The organism is Thermoactinomyces sp. CICC 23799 (genome assembly GCF_016055145.1).
Taxonomy (GTDB): Bacteria; Bacillota; Bacilli; order Thermoactinomycetales; family Thermoactinomycetaceae; genus Thermoactinomyces; species Thermoactinomyces intermedius.
Genome location: NZ_JAECVV010000019.1, coordinates 1 through 2,184, shown reverse-complemented (window position 1 = coordinate 2,184; position 2,184 = coordinate 1). Strand labels below are relative to the sequence as shown.

The 2,184-nt window shown below is 44.7% G+C and carries 1 protein-coding gene and 1 rRNA gene; both read right to left on the bottom strand.

The window, feature by feature from the left end; genetic code table 11:
- Positions 1-868 precede the first annotated feature (868 nt).
- Positions 869-1,600, bottom strand: a complete 732-nt coding sequence (locus I8U21_RS14690; RefSeq protein ID WP_198054189.1) for a class I SAM-dependent methyltransferase — start codon at positions 1,598-1,600, stop codon at positions 869-871.
- A 486-nt stretch (positions 1,601-2,086) separates the two neighbouring features.
- Positions 2,087-2,184, bottom strand: a 5S ribosomal RNA gene (rrf, locus tag I8U21_RS14685); the annotation flags it as partial.

Here is a 2,184-nt window from a genome sequence, read left to right as displayed (position 1 = left end):
GTTCATCCTGAGCCAGGATCAAACTCTCCAAAAAAGTTTGATGTGTACTCTCAAGAATTAACGAGTCATGTCTTCACTCTTCAGTTTTCAAGGAACACTCTCAATCGTCTCCATTTTTTATCACGACGACGTTATATATTCTATCACATCGCCGCCGTTCTTGTCAACAACTTTTTTTGTTTTCTTTTCTCGCTTTTTGCAAGATGTTGTCGTAGCAGCGACGAAAATAAATATACTACCCTTTTATTTGGTTGTCAACACCTCTTTTAAGGTTTATTTTGATTTCATATATTCCCATCCTTTTATGCACAGGTGAGCTTGGACAGAAACAAAAAACAAAATAGCCGTCACACAGCCGATTTGAATGCCTCCTTCTCCATCGAGCGGTTTGAAGCTCTCCATGTTCGACCGAATCAATCAATTTCTTTTCTCCGATTTCTGTGCATTAAAAAACACCTTGATGGTTTTCAGAGCAAAAGGTTAAGAAAAAGGCTCATCCGTTTAACGGTTTCCCATGACTAAAAAGATCCGGGCGGCGCATTTATCAACAGTGAAAAACCAGTGAGAAGCACATGAAGGGACGCAGGAAATGCAGTCGAGTATTGGAACACCCGGTCTCTTCAGGACATGGAAGCGAGACCCCCGGGTCAAAAAACATCCACCAATTTTCAACTTCCGTGCATATACCTTGATTTCGACAAGATCAGATTATGCAATTGAAGCAACGTCCACCCTGTTTACCGGATCTTCGAAAAACAAACCGCTTGTGTATTAACAGACAATCCCAAATTCCAATTGTATTCCTCTGTGACACTTGGTCCCCTTTTGAACATTATGGTCTCCATTTACGGCAAGACACATACAACCTCTACGGTTTACGACCCACCACAATCCGTACAGGAGGAAAGATAAAATAATGGGGACCGGCAATCTGAACGCCTGTCGCTCCCAACTCTTTAAAAATTCCGGCATATTCATCAACATGCCGGAAATCGAGAATCGCAAAATGTCCTCCCGGCTTGAGCACCCGGAATATTTCCCCGAGCGCCTTACGACGTTCTTTTTTATCATAAATATTGTGCAGAGCCAGACTGGAAACAATCACATCAAATTCATTGTCCGAAAACGGAATATCCCGCGCATCAGCAGATACAACTTCGACGCGTTCTCTTACTCCTTCTTTTTCGGCATTTTCCAAAGTTACATCAGGATGATTGCCCGATTGATCCCGTTCATTCCAAATATCAATTCCGATTGCCTTACCGCGGTCGAGACGTTTGGCCGCAGCATTCAGAACGAGTCCTCTCCCGCATCCGATATCGAGTACTTTTTCATCCCCCCGCCAAGGGACGAGGTCAAGCAGCTTTTCCCGTTCATAATACTTCCCGATTTTGCTGCTCCATATCATATAAACGGCTTCAATGAGACAAATCAGACCAAAAAGAAAAAGAATCGTTCCGATCCATCGCCAAGCACCGGCAAACACAAAAAAAGCCCCCATACTGAGCAGAAGCAAAGCGATGCCGCTTAACGTCAAATTTCGAATGACGCCGGGAGCATCTATGCCATAATCCCCTTTTTGATTACCAGTCTTATCCATCCACTTCGCCACCTATCGCTTTTGATATATTTGGACATTGAAACGAAAACCCTGGACGACGCAGCTCAGATAAACCCCTAATTCCATTATATCGGAGCTCTCAAAGATATAAATACTTTAACGCCTGCCTGACCAAAAACGCACCAACGATCGGTCACCTCTATCCATTCCTAAAGCCAAGTCCATCAAGTAACATCGTTTGCTGCACCTGATGGGTACAGAGGAACAAAACTTATTGCCGGGACAATATGCAAGCGCTCGGGTTCCATTATTCTGAAAATGCAATCCAGGTATCCAAAAGGAGTCCCCTTGGATAACATCATCTCCAACCACAAAGTGAATCGGGGTAAGAAGGTTATCAGCGGCCGGCAGAAACTCCCAAAAACAGATGGCGATGAGGAAAGGATGGAAAAGGAGGATCAATCCGGGGAAATGGAAATAACGAAGACAAAATGAAAAAGCCACCTCAAATGAGGTGGCTTGTGTGCCTGGCAACGACCTACTCTCCCAGGGGTCATCCCCAAGTACCATCGGCGCTGGAGGGCTTAACTTCCGTGTTCGGGATGGGAACGGGTGGATCCCCT

Excerpts from the sequence above, each read along its gene's own strand:
- I8U21_RS14690 (WP_198054189.1), bottom strand. The coding sequence starts at position 1,600 with ATGGATAAGACTGGTAATCAAAAAGGGGATTATGGCATAGATGCTCCC.